Origin of the sequence: Gordonia sp. DT218 (genome assembly GCF_049847105.1) — a bacterium.
GTDB lineage: Bacteria > Actinomycetota > Actinomycetes > Mycobacteriales > Mycobacteriaceae > Gordonia.
This window is the reverse complement of sequence record NZ_JBNCNS010000005.1, coordinates 68958-85314: the sequence shown is the minus strand read 5'-3', so window position 1 is coordinate 85314 and position 16357 is coordinate 68958. Positions and strand designations below refer to the sequence as shown.

Annotated in this window: 13 protein-coding genes and 2 tRNA genes; 12 read left to right on the top strand and 3 right to left on the bottom strand. The window is 65.6% G+C overall.

What is annotated here, in order from left to right:
• The first annotated feature begins 229 nt into the window (after positions 1 to 229).
• The 12 genes from ACPXCG_RS18620 (at position 230) to ACPXCG_RS18565 (ending at position 13565) form a co-directional block, all read left to right on the top strand.
• Complete coding sequence (locus ACPXCG_RS18620) at positions 230 to 1909, top strand: ABC transporter ATP-binding protein (protein WP_425793562.1); 1680 nt, start codon at positions 230 to 232, stop codon at positions 1907 to 1909.
• Between the two features lie 86 nt (positions 1910 to 1995).
• Entirely contained in the window at positions 1996 to 3153 is a 1158-nt protein-coding gene (locus ACPXCG_RS18615; RefSeq protein ID WP_425793561.1) for a permease, read from the top strand.
• A gap of 71 nt (positions 3154 to 3224) precedes the next feature.
• The gene (locus tag ACPXCG_RS18610) at positions 3225 to 3770 is read left to right on the top strand and encodes a PadR family transcriptional regulator (RefSeq protein WP_425793560.1); all 546 of its coding nucleotides are present in this window, start codon (positions 3225 to 3227) and stop codon (positions 3768 to 3770) included.
• 40 nt (positions 3771 to 3810) lie between these two features.
• Positions 3811 to 5874 carry an FAD-dependent oxidoreductase gene (locus ACPXCG_RS18605; protein ID WP_425793559.1) on the top strand — a complete coding sequence of 688 codons (2064 nt, stop codon included), beginning with the start codon at positions 3811 to 3813 and terminating at the stop codon, positions 5872 to 5874.
• Positions 5875 to 5940: 66 nt separating this feature from the next.
• Positions 5941 to 6762, top strand: coding sequence for a mycolate reductase (gene cmrA, locus ACPXCG_RS18600; protein ID WP_425793558.1), 822 nt, complete (start codon positions 5941 to 5943; stop codon positions 6760 to 6762).
• A gap of 120 nt (positions 6763 to 6882) precedes the next feature.
• On the top strand, positions 6883 to 7482 hold the full coding sequence (gene orn / locus ACPXCG_RS18595; protein WP_425793557.1) for an oligoribonuclease: 600 nt from the start codon (positions 6883 to 6885) through the stop codon (positions 7480 to 7482).
• Positions 7483 to 7585: 103 nt separating this feature from the next.
• A tRNA-His gene (locus tag ACPXCG_RS18590) sits at positions 7586 to 7658 on the top strand.
• 96 nt (positions 7659 to 7754) lie between these two features.
• A complete protein-coding gene (locus ACPXCG_RS18585; protein ID WP_425793556.1) occupies positions 7755 to 8831 on the top strand; it encodes a threonine aldolase family protein in 1077 nt (358 codons plus the stop codon).
• Between the two features lie 70 nt (positions 8832 to 8901).
• Positions 8902 to 9063 (top strand): hypothetical protein, encoded by a 162-nt coding sequence (locus tag ACPXCG_RS18580; protein WP_190268129.1) that lies wholly within the window; start codon positions 8902 to 8904, stop codon positions 9061 to 9063.
• A gap of 276 nt (positions 9064 to 9339) precedes the next feature.
• On the top strand, positions 9340 to 10815 hold the full coding sequence (locus tag ACPXCG_RS18575) for a flavin monoamine oxidase family protein (protein WP_425793555.1): 1476 nt from the start codon (positions 9340 to 9342) through the stop codon (positions 10813 to 10815).
• A gap of 22 nt (positions 10816 to 10837) precedes the next feature.
• A complete protein-coding gene (locus ACPXCG_RS18570) occupies positions 10838 to 11458 on the top strand; it encodes a TetR/AcrR family transcriptional regulator (protein WP_425793554.1) in 621 nt (206 codons plus the stop codon).
• Between the two features lie 49 nt (positions 11459 to 11507).
• Positions 11508 to 13565: a neutral/alkaline ceramidase gene (locus ACPXCG_RS18565; protein WP_425793553.1), complete on the top strand. Its 2058-nt coding sequence runs from the start codon at positions 11508 to 11510 to the stop codon at positions 13563 to 13565.
• 19 nt (positions 13566 to 13584) lie between these two features.
• On the opposite strand, the gene ACPXCG_RS18560 is transcribed toward ACPXCG_RS18565, so the two are convergent.
• From ACPXCG_RS18560 to ACPXCG_RS18550, 3 genes are all read right to left on the bottom strand, one after another.
• Positions 13585 to 14727 (bottom strand): acyl-CoA dehydrogenase family protein, encoded by a 1143-nt coding sequence (locus tag ACPXCG_RS18560; protein WP_425793552.1) that lies wholly within the window; start codon positions 14725 to 14727, stop codon positions 13585 to 13587.
• 133 nt (positions 14728 to 14860) lie between these two features.
• On the bottom strand, positions 14861 to 16075 hold the full coding sequence (locus ACPXCG_RS18555; protein ID WP_425793551.1) for a L,D-transpeptidase: 1215 nt from the start codon (positions 16073 to 16075) through the stop codon (positions 14861 to 14863).
• Between the two features lie 205 nt (positions 16076 to 16280).
• Positions 16281 to 16356 (bottom strand) — tRNA-Lys (locus ACPXCG_RS18550).
• Position 16357: the final 1 nt, after the last annotated feature.

The following is a 16357-nucleotide window of genomic DNA, read 5'->3' as shown; positions in this document are numbered from 1 at the left end:
CATGCCTCAGCCAGGACCCAAGCCCGGAAACGGCCCTCGCCCGCAGCAGCACCACCCCGCACCGCCGCGCAAGCGTCGCCGTCGCCGCGTCTGGAACCGGCGTCTGCACCGGTGGGACTGGGTGTGGTTCTGAGCACTCCACGGTTCTGACCACCCCACGCAGCGTTCCGGGGCCATATGGCCGCACGTATGGTCCCGGAACGTCGCACGTCATCGATCGGATCACAGGATGACCGCACGCGACGCATTCCGCCGCTTCTTCCCGACCCTCAAGGGCGAAGGTGCCCGGTTCGCGCTGGCCGCAACGCTTCTGCTCGTCGCCACCGGTTGCGAGATCGTCGCGATCTTCGTGCTCTCCGATGTGATCGACGGAGCCCTCACCGCCGACAACGCCGTCGGCTTCGCCAGATTGGCGGTCCTGTGGCTGCTCATCACCGCGGTTTCCACCGCCGCGGACTACTACGGCCAGGTCACCGCCATCGGCATCTCCGAACGGGTGGTCCTCCGCCTGCGCGATTCGCTGTTCGCCCATGTGCAGCGGCTCAATCCGGTCATCCATCGGCGGTTCGGCCTCGGCGACCTCGTGACCCGGCACTCCGGCGACCTCGAGGCCGTCGAGTACCTCGTCGGGTCCGGTGTCATGCAGTTCGTCATCGCGGTGGCCAACACCGTCGGTCTCGTCGTCGCGGCGTTCATCATGAGTTGGCAGGTCGCGCTGGTCGCCATCGCGGCGGTGCCGATCCTGTGGGCGATCTCGGCCTACTACGGTCGCCGCCAGACGGTCGTCACCCGCGACGAACGAACCGCCAACGCCGACATCGCCATCGCGGTCCAGACCGCCCTCAGCGGGCACGAGACCGCAGTCGCCTACAACCAGCAGGACCGCGAACACGCGCGACTGCACCGTCACGGTGTCACCTGGCTGGGCGCACGGATGTCACAGACCCGGATCGAGGCCGGATTCGGTGCCGTCATGGGTTTCGGACAGGTGGTGGTCACCCTCGCCATCGCCGTCGCGGGCGTCTGGCAGGTGCGCCACGGCGCCCTGAGCGTCGGACAGCTGCTCGCGCTCACCGGCTACCTCGGCATGCTGTATCCGAAGATGCAGGAGCTCGCGGAGGTCCGCCTGTCGCTTGCCTCCGCCGCGGTGAGCGCGGAACGGATCTCCGAACTCCTCGACCTCGTCCCCACCGACTCGGATCGCGAGGATGCGGTGGTACACACCGGGCCCGGTCACGACGTCGCGGTCCGCGGCGTGACGCTCCGCCGCGGCGGGGCCACCATCCTCGACGACGTCTCGCTGGACCTGCGTCCCGGCGAGATCACCGCCCTCGTCGGGGGCAGCGGTGCCGGGAAGTCGACCCTGGCGTCACTGCTGTGCCGCTTCGAGAATCCCGATGACGGTCGGATCATGCTCGGCGGCAACGACTTCACCACCTTGACCGGCCGTTCCATCCGCGATCACGTCACTCTCCTCCCCCAGCAGCCGATCATCAAGGCGGCCACAGTCGCCGACAACATCGCCTACGGTCGCCCCGAGGCATCCCGTGCCGAGATCATCAGCGCCGCCATCGCGGCGGATGCCGATGGATTCATCTCGGATCTCCCGCTCGGTTATGACGCGCCCCTCGGCGAGGACGGACTGACGCTGTCCGGCGGTCAGCGGCAACGGATCGCCATGGCCCGTGCATTTCTCCGCGACAGCCCGGTCCTGATTCTGGACGAACCCACCTCAGGCCTCGACGACGCCACCGCACAACGCATCCTCGAACCGCTGCGCCGCCTCGCGCATGGACGGTCCACCCTGCTCATCACGCACGATGCCCGGGTGACGGAGATCGCCGACGACGTCCTCGAGCTCCGCAACGGATGTCTGTACACACTCCGGCACACGTTCGCATCCGTGTGACATCGGCCTCTGTGAACGACCGATCGGGCACACTGGTGCCCAACAGGCCGACGATGGGCTGATCGGAGACAGATCGGAGGACGTCGTTGCATGCGATCGTTCACGCTCTCGGCCTCGCCGGCACGATGGCGTGGAACATCCTGTGGGCACTGGTATTCGGGTTCGCCCTTTCGGCGATGATCCAGGCGGTCGTTCGTCGATCGACGATCGTGCGTGCGCTCGGCGACCACCGGCCACGGACGCTGGCGGTGGCAACAGGATTCGGAATGGCCTCGTCATCGTGTTCGTACGCGTCGGTCGCCCTGGCCCGTTCGCTGTTTCGTCGCGGTGCCGACTTCACCGCTGCGATGGCTTTCGAAATCGCCTCGACCAACCTCGTCATCGAACTCGGTGTCATCCTTGCGATCCTGATGGGCTGGCAGTTCACCCTGGCCGAGTTCATCGCGGGACCGCTCATCGTCGTCATCGTCGCAATGCTGTTCCGGGTGGTACTGCGCACCAAGATTCTCGACGCGGCACACGAACAGGCAGACAAGGGGTTTGCCGGATCGATGGAAGGTCACGCGGCGATGAACATGTCCGTCGACGGTGACGGAGGCTTCTTGACGCGATTGTTCTCCGGCAAAGGTCTCACGGCGGTATCGAATGTCTTCGTCATGGAATGGGCGGCCACCTGGAAAGACCTCGCCGCCGGGCTGGTGATCGCCGGCGCCATCGGCGCCTGGGTGCCCGACGCATTCTGGCAGGGACTGTTCCTCCAGGACAATGACGTGGTCGCCGCCATCTGGGGACCGCTCATCGGCCCCATTGTCGCGGCTTTCAGCTTCGTCTGCTCTGTTGGCAACGTGCCTCTGGCCGTCGTGCTGTGGACCGGCGGGATCAGCTTCGGCGGTGTGATGGCATTCATCTTCGCCGATCTGCTCATCCTGCCGATCCTCAACATCTATCGGAAGTACTACGGGATGGCGATGACCGTGCGGATCACACTGGTCTTCTACGTGGCGATGGTGACCACCGGCTACATCATCGAGATCGTGTTCCACCTCCTGAACCTCATACCGGATCCGTCCTCGGCACACCTACCCGAGGGAGGGATCTCCTGGAACTACACGACCTGGCTCAACATCGCAGCCCTGGCCCTGGCCACGTCACTTGTCGTCCGATTCCTACGGCAGGGAGGCTCGCCGATGCTGTCGATGATGGGCGGGCAGCCGGCCGATTCCGGCACGGACGGACAGGACTGACGACCGCGTTCACATCGACTGGCATATGAACCTAGTTGCATAGTGCATGGGTGCACTGTTAGCGTGATCCCATGGCACTCGAGCATGCGATTCTCGTGTCGCTGGCCGAACGACCCGGCACGGGTTACGAGATCGGTCGGCAGTTCGACAGGTCGATCGGTTACTTCTGGTCGGCGACGCATCAGCAGATCTATCGCACACTCAAGAAGCTCCACTCCGATGGGCTGGTCAGTTTCGAGTCGATCACCCAGGACGGCCGGCCGGACAAGAAGGTCTACACCATCTCCGACGGCGGACGCGAGGTCCTGTCGGCGTGGGCGACGAGTCCCACGCCGATGCAGCCTCTGCGGAGTGACCTGGGGGTCAAGCTGCGGGCGGCCGAGTTCGGTGACCTCGCCGCCATCATCGGCGAACTGAAGGTGCACCGCGATGAGCACGTCGCCCAGCTCAAGATCTTCACCGGATTCGAGGAGAGCTACTACCCCGATCCGGACACGCTGAACGGCCGCAAACTGCATCAGTATCTGGTGCTGCGCGGCGGTATCCGCCAAGAAGCAGGCTTCATCGAATGGTGCGACGAGGTCATCGCCGCACTCGAACGAGAGCTGTCCGCCTGACCGGCCTCATCCGGTCATCCCTTCGATCCGAAAGGTCGCCATGTCAGCCCACACGACCGCACCGAATCCGCACTACCCGAGACTCTTCGAGCCCATGCAGCTCGGCGGGACGACCCTGAAGAATCGTCTGATCATGGGTTCGATGCACACCGGCCTCGAGGATCGCGTCTGGGACACCGACAAGCTCGCCGCCTACTACGCCGAGCGCGCTCGCGGAGGGGTCGGTTTGATCATCACCGGCGGCTTCAGCTCGTCACGTACCGGGCTCCTGCTGCCCTTTGCCGGGAAGATGACCAATGTCGCGGATGTGAAGCGGCACCAACGGATCACACGCGCCGTTCACCGCGAGGACGGCAAGATCGCGATGCAGCTCATCCATGCGGGCCGGTACGGTTACACACCGCTGAAGGTCGCCGCGGGCTCGGAGCCCTCCCCCATTCATCCGTTCAAGCATCTGAAGATGACCGAACAGATCATCTGGCATGTCATCCGCTCCTTCGGACGCTCCGCGAAACTCGCCCGTAAGGCGGGATACGACGCCATCGAGATCATGGGCGGCGAGGGTTATCTGATCAACCAATTCCTCTGCCCGCACACCAACGACCGCACCGACAAGTGGGGCGGCTCCACCGAGAACCGGCAACGCTTCCTGGTCGAAATCATCAAGGAGATCCGCCGTCAGGTGCCGCGCGACTTCCCGGTCATCCTTCGTCAGTCGATCGCCGATTTCGTCCGCAAAGGTCAGACCTGGGACGAGATCGCGCTCATGGCCCGCAAGGCCGAGGAATACGGTGTGGACGCGATCAACAGCGACATCGGTTGGCATGAGGCCGGTGTGCCGACCATCGTGACGTCGGTGCCGCGGGCCGCCTTCGTGAAGTTCACCGAACGGCTCCGCGACGAGGTGTCCATCCCACTGATCGCCAGCAACCGCATCAACACCCCCGAGATCGCCGAGGAGATCCTCGAGCGCGGCAAGGTCGACGCGATCTCGATGGCGCGTCCGCTGCTCTCCGACCCCGACTTCGCCGCGAAAGCCGAGACCGGTCGCGCGGACGAGATCAACACCTGCATCGGGTGCAACCAGGCCTGCCTCGATCACGCGTTCGTCGGCAAGAAGGTGTCGTGTCTGCTCAACCCGCGCGCGGGACGCGAGACCACCCTCACCCTCGGCGCCACCCGCAGCGCGAAGCGAGTCGCAGTGATCGGTGCCGGACCGGCCGGCCTGTCGGCGGCGGTGTCGGCCGCCCAGCGCGGTCACAAGGTGCACCTGTACGAGGCAGGCGAACACATCGGTGGCCAGTTCTCCATCGCCGCAAGGATTCCCGGCAAGGAAGAGTTCAACGAGACCATCCGCTACTACACCCGCCAACTCGAGATCAACAATGTCACGGTGCACCTCGACACCCGGATCACGGCCGACGAGATCATCGAGGCGAAGTTCGACGAGGTGATCGTGGCGACCGGCGTCACCCCACGGATGCCGGAGATCCCCGGCATCGATCATCCGATGGTGATGTCTTATGCCGATGCCGTGCTCGGTCATCGGGAGATCGGCAAGCGGGTCGCCGTGATGGGGGCGGGTGGAATCGGATTCGACATCACCGAGTTCCTGACCGTCGACGAGTCGCCGACCCTGAATCTCAAGGAGTGGGAGCAGGAATGGGGTGTGAGCGAAGACCTCTCCAAGCCCGGCTTCGTCACCAAGCCCCGCCCGCTCCCCGCGGTGCGCGAGGTGTTCCTGGTGCAGCGCAAATCCGGCCGACAGGGCAAGTCGCTCGGCAAGACCACCGGCTGGGTGCACCGCGCCACGGTCAAGATGAAGGGCGTCGAGCAGATCAGCGGAGCGACCTACGACAAGATCGACGATCAGGGCCTGCACCTGAGCTTCCGTGGTGAGGACGGCTCGGTGACCGAGACGCGTGTGCTCGAGGTCGACAACGTCGTCGTGTGCGCGGGTCAGGAATCGGTGCGCGAGCTCGTCGATCCGCTGACCGTGGCAGGCGTGACCACCCACGTCATCGGCGGTGCCGACCTGGCTGCCGAACTCGACGCCAAGCGGGCCATCCGCCAGGGCACCGAGGTGGCCGCCGGCATCGCCTGACGGTGCGACCGATGCACGATCCCTCGGGCGCCGGCCGATGGTCGGCGCCCGACTAGGATTTCTGTCATGGGTATACCTGCGCCGAACGAGTCCGCCCGCGCCGTGGTGACCGGCGCCTCATCGGGTATCGGGATGGCCCTCGCCTGGGAATTGGCCGCGCGCGGCCACTCGCTCGTCCTGGTCGCCCGTCGCGGCGACATCCTCGAAGACCTCTCCGCAGAGATCCGTGCCCAGCACGCTGTCCAGGCCGAGGTCCGAGCGGTGGATCTGTCGGATCCGTCCGCCGTCGAGGTGTTCTGCGCCGAGCTCGCCGACCGCGAGGTCCCCGTCCTCTGCAACAACGCTGGCATCTCGACGTTCGGCGCCCTCAGCGAGCTCGACCCCGACTACGAGCGCGCACAGGTCCGCCTGAATGTGAACGCCGTCCATGACCTGACCCTGGCGGTGCTGCCGCAGATGGTGCGCCGTGGTTCCGGCGGCATCCTCATGGTGGGTTCGGCCGCCGGGAACATGCCCATCCCCAACAACGCCACCTATGCGGCCACCAAGGCCTTCGTGAACTCCTTCAGCGAGTCGCTGCGCGGCGAGGTCGGCCCCCGGGGCGTCCACGTGACCCTGCTGGCACCCGGCCCGGTGCGCACCTCGACACCCGATCCGAAGGATGCCTCGATCGTCGATCGCGTGGTCCCCGATTTCCTCTGGCACTCGAGTGTCAAGGTCGCCGAGTTGAGCCTGGATGCGTTGGAGAACAACAAGATGCGCGTGGTTCCGGGCACCCTGTCCAAGGCGATGTCGGTGGCAGGTGGTTACAGCCCGCGCGCGGTGGTCGCCCCGATCGTCGGCAGCTTCTACCGCAGACTCGGCGGCGACGGCCCCGCCAACCCGTAGTCCCGACACGCGCATTCCGCGGATCATCGACCATGGAATCGGCCCGACTGCGAGTGCACCACAGCAAACAAGTCCGGTCACTGCCCGTCGCGAACCGCACCGACGACTAAGGTTGACCGGATGCAGGACAAACTGGTGTGGATCGATTGCGAGATGACCGGTCTGCGTCTCGAATCGGACAAGTTGATCGAGATCGCCGCGCTCGTCACCGACAGCGAACTCAACGTCCTCGGTGACGGCGTGGACATCGTGATCCACGCTTCCGACGACGACCTCGCGGCAATGCCCGACGTGGTCACCAAGATGCACGCCGCATCCGGCCTGACCGACGAGGTGCGCGCCTCGACGGTGACCGTCGCCGAAGCCGAGAGGCAGGTCCTCGACTACATCCGTACTCAGGTCACCACGGCAGGCGCCGTGCCGCTCGCGGGCAATTCGATCGCCACCGACCGCGGCTTCATCGCCCGGGACATGCCCGAACTCGACGCCTACCTGCACTATCGGATGGTTGACGTGAGCTCGATCAAGGAGCTGTGCCGCCGCTGGTACCCGAAGATCTACTACGGGCAGCCCGAGAAGGGACTCGCCCACCGCGCACTCGCCGACATCCGGGAGTCCATTCGCGAGCTGAAGTACTACCGGACGGCCGCCTTCGTCGCGGCACCCGGCCCCGACGTCGATCACCTCGCCGCCATCGTCAAGGACCTCGGGCCTGCGTGAACACGCGGAGCGTCGGCCGATTGGAGTTCGGGTGGCCCGACCCGCTAGAGTATGACCTTGGCTCTGGGACCCGGTGAGCGATCCTGGGTGACGGACGCCGATGGTGGATGTAGTTCAGTTGGTAGAGCACCAGGTTGTGATCCTGGCTGTCGCGGGTTCGAGTCCCGTCATCCACCCCGAGAGAAACAATGCCCCACCTGCGGCTTCGCAGGTGGGGCATTGTTGTTCGACGGCCCTGGGGACGGCTGTTCGGTCCACCTACACTTGTACTCATGCCTGAATCGGACGCCGCGCTCGCCGGCCACCCGGCCGATCGGATGTTCGCCAGCGACAACGGGGTCGGTGCTTCGACAGAGATCGTCGAGGCGGTCGCGCGGGCGTCGGCCGGTGGGCACCTCGCTTACGGCGAGGACACCGTCACCGCAGAAGCCCGGCGCAAGGTCGCCGAGATCTTCGACCACGAGGCGATCGTGCACTGCGTGTCGACGGGATCCGCGGCCAACGGGCTTGCCCTGGCGACCCTTCTCGATCCCTGGGGTTCGGTCCTCTGCCATCGCGGGAGTCACATCTTCTACGACGAGTGCGGCGCGCCGGAGTTCTTCACCTCCGGCGGCAAACTGCTCCCCCTCGACGGGCCGGACGGCAAGATCGATCCCGACGAACTCGGCCGCGCCGTGCGCGCAGGCGTCGGCAGCATCCACAGCGCCCAGCCCCAGGTCGTCAGCATCACGCAGGCCACCGAGGGCGGATCGGTCTACACCCTCGACGAGATCCGCGTATTGTCGACGATCGCCCACGACGCGGGCCTGCGGGTACACATGGACGGGGCACGGTTCACGAACGCTCTTGTCGCACTGGACATCACTGCGGCCGAGATGACGTGGCGCGCGGGCGTCGACATCCTCTCCTTCGGCGTGACGAAGAACGGCGGACTCACCACCGATGCCGTGGTCGGCTTCGACACGACACTCGGGACCGAACTCGCCTATCGGGTCAAGCGGGCGGGCCAGCTCACCTCGAAGATGCGATTTCAGTCTGCTCAGCTCGCCGCGTACCTGACCGACGACCTCTGGTTGCGCAACGCTCGCCACGCCAACGCGATGGCCGAACGCCTCGTCGACGGCCTCCGCGCGACGCCGCAGGTACACCTCCAGGGAACCGGCGGGGCGAACATCGTGTTCTGCCGGCTACCCGATGCCGTCGTCGAGGCACTCGTCCACGACGGCTTCGTTTTTCACCACGGTCACCCCGAACCCGGTGTCGCCCGTCTGGTCACATCGCATGCGACCACACCCGACGCGGTCGATGCGCTCGTGACGGCGATCCGGCAAGCGGTCGACGCCCCGTAGCCGACCGCCACCGCGAGCCACCGGCCTCCGCAACGCCGATTGTTCATCTCCATCCCGTAGCATCCCGCGCATGCTCGAGGATCTGAACAAGGCGGCCAAGAAGGTCGGTCTGCACGTTGCCGCAGCGAAGAAGGATGGCAAGTACTCCATCCGGAAGACCAAGAACGCCAAGCTCGTGGCGAAGAACGTCGACGCCGACGAGGCGGCCAAGATCATCAAGAAGTACAAGTAGCGCGACGCAGCGGATCACGCCGTCGTGGTTCGCCGGCCACTCCACCCCGTCTCCGACGATCCCCTGTCACCGCGAGGTGAATCGTCGGCGGCGGGGTGTTTTCGTGGTGCCCGCCGGCGGTGACCCGACACGAAACACCGGACCTTCGAGACATATGACACAGGCACCTGTTACTCTGCCGTTACTTCAGGTCAAATGACCTAAACATCTGGACCCTAACGTTTCGTCGTACCCCGTGGCGGACTCCAGCAGTCCCTGGCCGGATCGGAAACCTTCATGAGCCAACACATCTCACGTCGCCTCTTTCTCGGCGGGGCACTCGCGGGCGCGGGCACGGTCGCCGGCGCGGCCACGTTGGGTCCCGGTCGTGCGGCCGCCGCTCCCGGCGACACGGTCGACGCGATCGTGGTCGGTGGCGGACTGTCCGGGTTGTCGGCGGCCAAGACCCTGAGCGAGTCCGGAGCGTCGGTCGTCGTGCTGGAGGCACGCAACCGGGCGGGTGGACGGGTCCACAACATCACCACGCCACGGAGAGGCGCCACCCTCGATGCCGGAGCCGAGTTCATCGGACCGACGCAGAATCACATCGCCGGCCTCGCCCGTGAATACGACGTGCGTTCGATCCGCACCTACAACCAGGGCGACAGCGTCTTCTGGAACACGGACAACGGCACCCGGATGCCCGCAGCGCTACCACTGCCGGCGGAGTTCTCGACACTCGAGGCGCTGCCGGCACTGGCCCGCGCCCAGGCAGAGGCCCTGCTCCCCTTCCCCGTCGGCGAAGCCTGGAAGCATCCGAACGCCCGCTATCTGGATTCGATCACCTGGCAGCAGTACACCGACTCAGTCACCACCGACCCGACCGCACGGATGCTGACCAGTATCGCGATGTCGGCCGCGCTCTCGGTGCGCCCCGACGAGGTCTCCGCCCTCTACTACATCAACTACATCGCGGCGTCCGGCGACGAGAACAATCCCGGAACGCTCATCCGCCTGCTGAGCACCGACGGCGGCGCGCAGGAGAGTCTCTTCGAGGGCGGCGCCGCACTGATCCCGTTGCGCATGGCGAACGCTCTCGGGCCACGTGTCGTGTACAACGCTCCGGTCCGCTCCATCGACCACACGGGCGGAATCGCCTCGGTCAGCAGCGATGCCGGGACATTTCGCGCGCGCAAGGTCATCGTCGCGATGTCGCCCGCGATCAGCGGTCAAATCAGGTTCCGACCCGGACTGCCTGCCGCACGCGTCGCGCTCAGTCGCGGTTTCCACATGGGGGCGGTCAGCAAGTTCTCTGCCCTCTACCGACGACCGTTCTGGCGAGACAAGGGTTTCTCCGGTCAGGTGATCGGCAACGGACGCCCGATCGATGTGACCTTCGAGAGTCATGCTGAAGATCGTCACATTCTCATCGGGTTCATCTCCGCCGACGCCATGCGCAGGCTCGATCATGCGCCGGAGAGCCAGATCGTCCGTGAATGTGTCGGCAACTTCGTCGACTACTTCGGTCCGGAGGCGCGCGATCTCATCGACTACGGCGTCTTCAAGTGGGATCTCGAGGAGTGGTCACGGGGTGGTCCGGTTGCGGTCAGCTCACCGGGGACCCTGACCAGATACGGGCCGGCACTGCGTGATCCGGTCGGCCCCATCCACTGGGCAGGCACCGAGACCGCCGACTACTGGACCGGGTACATGGACGGCGCGGTCCGATCGGGCCGACGCGCTGCACGCGAAGTCCTCGACGACCTCCGCTGATCCGGGACACATCATGGCCAGGATGCCCGTCGAGAAGCGTCGCGAGCTGCTGCTCGACGCGGCGTTCCGGGTGATCGCCCGCGCCGGCGTCGACGGCGCCACCACGCGGGCCATCTGTGCCGAGGCGGGGATGACGCTCTCGACATTCCACTATGTGTTCTCCTCGCGCGACGACCTGCTGGCCGCGCTGGTGCAGCGCGGTACCGACATGGAGCTGGCGGTGATCGCCGAGGCACTCCTCGCGGCGTCGGCAGATGACGTCGGTGGTGTCGATGGCATCCGAATCATTCTGCGGGCGAGCTTGTTCGGCTACCTCGACGGCCTGATCGAGGATCCGGACCGTGAGCAGGCGATGATCTCCCTCAACCAGTACGCGCGACAGACCGCCGGGCTCGACCGGCTCGGCGCCGACATGTACCGCCGCTATTACGAGGCCATCGCATACGGCCTCCGCATCGGAGCCGAGCAGGCCGGAGTCGAATGGAACCGTCCCGCCGACGAAATGGCCCCGCTCGTGGTCGCGGCCACGGACGGGATCACCCTGGCCTATCTCAACACGCGCGACCGCGCCGTCTGCGAACGCATCGCCGAGGCAACCGTGACGTTGTTGCTCGGCCACGTGACCGACACACGCTCGAGTTGATCAACACTTCCGCGTCGACGATGACGCGACATCGACAGGGGGACAGATCATGGACGTGACACGCAGACAACTTCTCACCGGGGTCGCGGCGACCGCCGTCGGGGGTGGTGCCGCACTCGCCGCGGGCCTGCCGGTGGCCGAGGCGGCACCGAACGCGAACGGTTCGGCGGCTCGCACAGGCAGCACCGATCTTCTCGTCGGTTGCGGTATCGCCGACATCACCGGCGCCATCGCCGGTCAGGGCATGATGGGTTACTCCGATGCCGACCAGGTCGCAGCAGGCCTCCTCCAGCGGTGCTGGGCGCGCGCCTACATCATCGTCGACCGCGCCACCGGTGAGCGAGTGGTGTTCGTGACCTCGGACATCGCCTGCCTCTTCGAGTCACACCACATGGGACTGATGCCCCGGCTCCGCCAGAAGTTCGGCTCCCTCTACACCGAGCGCAACGTCAATCTCAATGCCACGCACTCCCACGCGTCGTGCGGGGGTACAGCCTGGGACTTCGCGTATTCTCTTGCGGTGTACGGCTTCAAGAAGAACTCCTACGAGGCCGAGCTGAACGGGATCTACACAGCCATCGTGCGCGCGCACGAGGATCTCGCACCCGGAACGCTCTCCATCGGCCACGGCGAACTGCACAACGCAAGCCGCAACCGGTCGAAGGTCGCGTTCGACCTCAACCCCGGCTCCGAGCGCAAGCACTTCCCCGGGGCGATCGACCCCAAGGTCACCGTCCTACGATTCCGGCAGGGCGGGACCGACGTCGGCGCCATCACCTGGTTCTCCACCCACGGCACGTCGCTGACCGACCGCAATCGACTCATCGCCGGCGACAACAAGGGCTACGCCAGCTACCGTTGGGAGCGCACGCATCCCGGCTTCGTCGCGGCCTTCCCGCAGACCAACAGCGGTGACATGACACCGAATCTCAACCTGGTGAAGATGCATCCGGGCGGTCCGACCTCCGACAACAAGACGAACTGCGAGATGATCGGTGAACGCCAATATCTCGCCGGCCGAACCGCATTCGACAACGCGCGCCCGATGACCCGCGGCGGTGTCGATTCCATCGTGCGCTACGTCGACATGTCCGCGGTGAAGATCGATGGTGCCTACACGCCCGAAGGCAAACCGGCCGCCACGACGCCGGCGATGATGGGCGCCGCGGCGGCGGCGACCAGCACCGAGGACAACTGGAAATCCCAGCTCCCGTTCCTGAAGGAGGGCACGACCAACCCGCTGGTCTCCGCGTTCGGCGGCGACCGGCGACCGCCTGTCTCCCCGTGGATTCGCGACATGCAGGCCCCCAAGCTGATCCTGTTCCCGCTCGGGATCATGCCACCGGCACCGTGGATACCTCAGGTCGTCCCGCTGCAGATCCTCCGCATCGGAGAGCTCGTCCTGGTCGCGGTGCCCGCCGAGGTGACCATCATCGCGGGCCTCCGACTACGGACCGTCGTCGCCGATGCGCTGCGGACCGACCCCGACAACGTTCTGGTGCAAGGCTATTCGAATTCCTACACGCAGTACGTCACCACCCCCGAAGAGTACGACGCCCAGCAGTACGAGGGCGGCGAGACCCAGTTCGGGCGATGGACGCTGTCGGCGTACATGCAGGAGTTCCATGCGCTGGCCGCCGCGATGGCCTCGGGCAGCCCGCTCGGCCGGGGCCCCGCCCCGCTGAACAAGTCGGGATTCCAGCCCGACCTGCTGCCACCGGTCCCGCCCGACCGTCCGGTGGCGGGTCGCGCATACGGAGACCTGCTGACCCGCCCCGCGGGTCGGTACCGCCCTGGTCGGACGGCGGTGGTCGAGTTCGTCGGTGCGCACCCGAACAATCGGCTGCGCACCGGCGGGACGTACCTCGAGGTACAACGACGAGACGGGATGTCCTGGACCACCGTTGCCACCGACAACGACTGGGAGACCGAGTTCCACTGGCGGCGTCCGGCCGGTGAGACCCAGGCCTCGGTCGTCCGGATCGTGTGGACGATCCCGTCGAGCACGTCCGGCCGGTTCCGCATCCGGTATCACGGGGACAGCCGCGCCGACAACGGGTCCACGCGGTCGTTCAGCGGCACCTCGACGGAATTCACGGTCACCTGATCGACGATCTCTCGGCGGCTCAGAGGGATCGCGCGATGATCTCCTTCATGATCTCGTTGGTCCCGGCGTAGATCTTCTGGACGCGGTTGTCGGCCCACATCCGCGCTATCGGGTACTCGTTCATGTAGCCGTACCCACCGAAGAGTTGCAGGCATTCGTCGGCCACGACCATGGCACGATCACTGGTCCACCACTTCGCCATCGCCACGGTCGGGATGTCCAGCTTGCCGTCGAGATGCTTGGTGATGCAGTCGTCCACGAAGACTCGCGCGATCCGCGTCTCCGTCGCGGCCTCGGCGAGCTTGAACTTGGTGTTCTGGAACCCGAAGATCGGCCGGCCGAAGGCGGTGCGGTCCTTGGTGTATTCGATGGTCTGTGCGACCGCGCTCTCCATGCCTGCCACGGACGCGACCGCGATGATGAGCCGCTCCTGCGGTAGCTGCTGCATCAGCTGGATGAAGCCCTGACCTTCATCCTGCCCCAGCAGATTCGACGTCGGCACGCGGACGCCGTCGAAGAAGAGCTCCGATGTGTCCTGGCCACGCTGACCGACCTTGTCCAGTACCCGGCCACGGCGGAACCCGTCACGATCGGCTTCGACGAGGACCAGCGAGATCCCCTTGGCGCCCTCGCCGGTGTCGGTCTTGGCCACCACGATGATCAGATCGGCCTGGCTACCGTTGGTGATGAAGGTCTTGGACCCGTCGATCACGTACTCGTCGCCCAGCTGAATCGCCTTCGTCTTCACGTTCTGCAGATCCGAACCCGTCCCCGGTTCGGTCATGGCGATGGCGCCCACCACTTCCCCGGCGGCCATCTTGGGCAGCCAGGTCTTCTTCTGCTCCTCGGAACCGTAGGCGAGCAGGTAGTGCGCGACGATCCCGTTGTGCAGGCTCGCCCCCCAGGACGAATCGGCAATGCGAGCCTGCTCTTCGATGAGCACCGCCTCATGGGCGAAGGTGCCACCACCGCCGCCGTACTCCTCCGGGATCGACATGCAGAGGAGCCCCAGCTCACCGGCCTTGTTCCACAGGTCACGGTCGACATGATGCTGCTCGATGAACTTCTCGATGTTCGGCTTGATCTCTTTCTCGCAGAAGCTGCGAGCGAGGTCGCGCAGTGCGGTGAGATCGTCGGTTTCCCAGGAGGAGCGTTCGGCCATGTCGGGCACACCCTTTGTCGTCGGACGTTACTGTCATCGGTGATCGTAACAGTGCGCGTTGGTAACGTCGGATCGACGACACCCGAAGCGGATCATCGAGCATGGCGACTGTCGACAGACCACCGACCGTCGGTCAGGCGTTGCCCTTCGACCAGACGGCCCACGGGATGTTCCAGTCCCCCAGTCCGTCGGTACCCGACAGGACCGCTCCCCCGGTGTTCTTCACCACCACCGGATCTCCACGAAGGGTGTTGCGCATGACCCAGAGCGCATCGTCCGGGCTGAGGTTCAGGCAGCCGTGGCTGGTGTTGGTGTTGCCCTGGGCCCAGACCGACCACGGTGCGGAATGGAAGAATATGCCGCTGTAGGACATCCGCGTCGCATAGTCCACGGGCGTGCGGTAACCGTCGGCGGACGTCACCGGCACGCCGTAGGTCGACGAGTCCATGATGATGTGGTCGTGCTTGTCCGACACCAGATACACCCCGTTGTCGGTCTCCGCACCCGGCTTTCCCATCGAGGTGGGCATACTGCGGAGCACCTTGCCGTCCCGGGCGAAGCTGACCTGCTTGCTGTTGTCGTCCGCGGTGATGATCATCGACCGCCCCACCTGGAAGTCGGTGCGCACGTTCTCCTGGCCGAACAATCCGTCGCCGAGGTCGATGCCGTAGGTGTTGACCGCCACGTTCACCGTGGTGCCGGTCTTCCACCAGTGTTGTGGACGCCACCGGACCTCGGAGTCACTGATCCAGTAGAACGCGCCGGCGGTCGGCGGATCGGTGGTGACCTTGATGGCGTCCTGGGCGGCCTTCCGGTCCGGGATCGGCTCGTCGAACTTGATCGCGACCGGCTGACCGACGCCGACCGTCTCACGCGGCGACGGTGTCAGGTATGCCTGCGTGAGGTTGTTCGGCGCACGGGTGGTGAACGAGACGCGCTTGGTGCTCTTGCCGCCGATCCCGACAGCGTCGGCCTGCAGTGTGTAAGTGCGGTTGTAGCCGAGCGGCTCGGCACTGGTCCACGTGGTGCCGTCCTCGGAGAGCTCACCCTTGACCGGTGAGCCGTCGGCTTTGGCGATCACGACCCACGTGATGGCGCCTTCGCGAGCGGCAACGGTGATCGGCGCACCCGGCTGGATTCCGACCGCCTGGTCTGCCAGCGGGCGATTGCCCCATTCGGAGATCTCCACCCCTGGCTTCAGCATGTCGTCGATCAGCTTGGAACTACCGACATCCGACGAATACTTCGGGTCCTCAGTGCACGACGAGACCCCTGCGACGACCGCGATGAGAACGCCGATGAGCGTGAGCGGTGAGCGACGCCCCATCCGGGTACGACTGATCCCCATGATCCTCCAACCTTGTAACCACCACGACGATCTCACCGCTCACGTCGACGACGACGCGCCCCTGACCCACGGTTGGAGACAAGTGTACGAGACAACGTGCGACCGGTTTGTCCGAGTCGGTCCTCCGGATGAATCGGGGCCCGCACAGCGTGTTCCACCTGACAGAAAAACGCCCCGCGCTGGGCGGGGCGTTCATCTGTGTGTGTGGTGCGCCATCAGGGACTCGAACCCCGAACCCGCTGATTAAGAGTCAGCTGCTCTGCCAATTGAGCTAATGGCGCT

Bases quoted from the DNA above. Each gene is read 5' to 3' on its own strand.
- ACPXCG_RS18585 (WP_425793556.1), top strand. From the start codon at position 7,755: ATGCCTGAATCGGACGCCGCGCTCGCCGGCCACCCGGCCGATCGGATG.
- ACPXCG_RS18580 (WP_190268129.1), top strand. From the start codon at position 8,902: ATGCTCGAGGATCTGAACAAGGCGGCCAAGAAGGTCGGTCTGCACGTT.
- ACPXCG_RS18570 (WP_425793554.1), top strand. From the start codon at position 10,838: ATGCCCGTCGAGAAGCGTCGCGAGCTGCTGCTCGACGCGGCGTTCCGG.
- ACPXCG_RS18565 (WP_425793553.1), top strand. From the start codon at position 11,508: ATGGACGTGACACGCAGACAACTTCTCACCGGGGTCGCGGCGACCGCC.
- ACPXCG_RS18560 (WP_425793552.1), bottom strand. From the start codon at position 14,727: ATGGCCGAACGCTCCTCCTGGGAAACCGACGATCTCACCGCACTGCGC.
- ACPXCG_RS18575 (WP_425793555.1), top strand. From the start codon at position 9,340: ATGAGCCAACACATCTCACGTCGCCTCTTTCTCGGCGGGGCACTCGCG.
- ACPXCG_RS18620 (WP_425793562.1), top strand. From the start codon at position 230: ATGACCGCACGCGACGCATTCCGCCGCTTCTTCCCGACCCTCAAGGGC.
- cmrA (WP_425793558.1), top strand. From the start codon at position 5,941: ATGGGTATACCTGCGCCGAACGAGTCCGCCCGCGCCGTGGTGACCGGC.
- ACPXCG_RS18610 (WP_425793560.1), top strand. From the start codon at position 3,225: ATGGCACTCGAGCATGCGATTCTCGTGTCGCTGGCCGAACGACCCGGC.
- ACPXCG_RS18605 (WP_425793559.1), top strand. From the start codon at position 3,811: ATGTCAGCCCACACGACCGCACCGAATCCGCACTACCCGAGACTCTTC.
- orn (WP_425793557.1), top strand. From the start codon at position 6,883: ATGCAGGACAAACTGGTGTGGATCGATTGCGAGATGACCGGTCTGCGT.
- ACPXCG_RS18555 (WP_425793551.1), bottom strand. From the start codon at position 16,075: ATGGGGATCAGTCGTACCCGGATGGGGCGTCGCTCACCGCTCACGCTC.